This window comes from Candidatus Mycoplasma haematohominis (genome assembly GCF_902712995.1).
GTDB lineage: Bacteria > Bacillota_I > Bacilli_A > Mycoplasmatales > Mycoplasmoidaceae > Eperythrozoon_B > Eperythrozoon_B haematohominis.
This window is the reverse complement of record NZ_CACTIB010000011.1, coordinates 1-1,883: the sequence shown is the minus strand read 5'-3', so window position 1 is coordinate 1,883 and position 1,883 is coordinate 1. Positions and strand designations below refer to the sequence as shown.

At 35.8% G+C, this 1,883-nt stretch carries 1 protein-coding gene; it reads right to left on the bottom strand.

From position 1 onward, the window contains the following. Window positions 1-88 precede the first annotated feature (88 nt). Window positions 89-1,795, bottom strand: a complete 1,707-nt coding sequence (gene eno, locus H6411_RS02195) for a phosphopyruvate hydratase (RefSeq protein WP_216083010.1) — start codon at window positions 1,793-1,795, stop codon at window positions 89-91. Between the last annotated feature and the right edge of the window lie 88 nt (window positions 1,796-1,883).

Here is a 1,883-nt window from a genome sequence, read left to right as displayed (position 1 = left end):
GCGGCATTCATAGCTGGAGAATCACCTCCAGACGTCAAAACTGCTAACTTCTTTATCTCTGCCAAAACTACTACTTAACCAAATACAACTACTCTTGAGGTTGTTGTTCTTCTTTTGAATCAACTAACTCTTCTTCCTTCTTAATTTCTTCGTTATCAGACTCAGTTTCAATCTCAAACCCTTCTTCAGAACTTGGTTCAGAAACTAACTCGGAATCGCCACCCTCAAGTCCAGAAGTAACTGGGGTAGTATTTCTATCCATCTCTTGTTTGAATTGCTCCTCTGTTTCCCTTTCAATTTCAGCGTCTGTTCTCATATCCTCTTTAACAACCGGATAATCTGAATCAGAAGGAGCCAATGGTTGTCCTTCAGGAATACTTTCAATTTCGCAAGATCTAGATTTAAACAACTCAACCTCATTGAAATCAAGACTAAACAAACTATTTAAACCATAGAATACTGAATTTGAAGTAGTCAACTCGATTTCAATCTCAAGCAATCTATTGTACTTAGCAATTCTCTCAGATCTAGAAGTAGAACCTGTTTTAATTTGACCAGCAGAAGTACCCACAGCAATATCAGCAATTGATGTATCCTCAGTTTCGCCTGATCTATGAGAAAGAATACATGCTCAACCTGCATTTTTAGCAATCTGAATAGTTTTCAAAGTCTCACTAATTGTTCCGATTTGATTCATCTTAACAAGAACAGCATTAGCAACTCTTCTATCTACACCTTCTTGTGTAATCTTAGGATTTGTACAGAAAAGATCATCACCAACTATTTGAAGTTTTCTTCCCAACCTTTCCATAAGTAAAACAAACCCATCTCAGTCATTCTCATCCAAAGGATCCTCAATAGAAACAATAGGATACTTCTCAATTAACTCTTCATAATAATCAATCATTTGAGCAGTAGTCTTAACTAATGAATCTTCAAGTTCAGGTCTAGCCTTTATAGCCTTTCTAAATTTATATAATTTTGTTTCCTCGTCATAAAATTCTGAAGCAGCAACATCTAAAGCAATAGCAACTTGCCCATTAATTAAACCTGGCCTATAACCTGCTCTTTCAATAGAAGAAATCATGATATCTAAAACTTCTTCAACAGAACCAAGGTTAGGAGCGAATCCACCCTCATCACCTTTATTAGTATTTAACCCTTTTTCTTTAAGAGATTTTTGTAAAGCATGGAAACATTCCGCAGAAATTCTTACTGCCTCATGCATAGAAGCTGCACCAACCGGCATAAACATAAATTCTTGGAAATCAATTGTGTTATCTGCATGAGCTCCACCGTTAATAACATTCACCATTGGTAACGGAAGGATGAATCTAGAAGGATAAGCATTGCCCATCAATGAAGCAATATATTGATAAAAAGGCATACCCTTAGCCTTAGCTACTGCTTTTGCAACAGCAAGAGAAACAGCTAATATAGCATTTGCACCATACCTCCCTTTATTTTCAGTTCCATCAAGGTCGATCAGAAAACTATCCAACTCTTGTTGCTTAGATGGATCAATGTTGTTTTCTATCAAAGAAGTTGCAATCACATAGTTAACATAATGAACAGCTCTTTTAACGCCCTTACCATCAAATCTTCCTGAATCACCATCCCTAAGTTCAATAGCCTCTTTCTCTCCTGTAGATGCCCCAGAAGGCACCATTGCTTTAGCTGAGAAAAAACTTTTAGATAAAAGTCCTGTTGAAACTTTCGCAATACATGCTACAGTAGGGTTTCCTCTTGAATCTAGTATTTCATAAGCAAAAATGTTTTCTATTTTGAATGCCATAAACAATATTATTTTTAATTATATACTTTTTTTGGAAATTATTGTTCCGGAAATTTGTACACCGGTTTAAAAGCATTCATCAATCTTC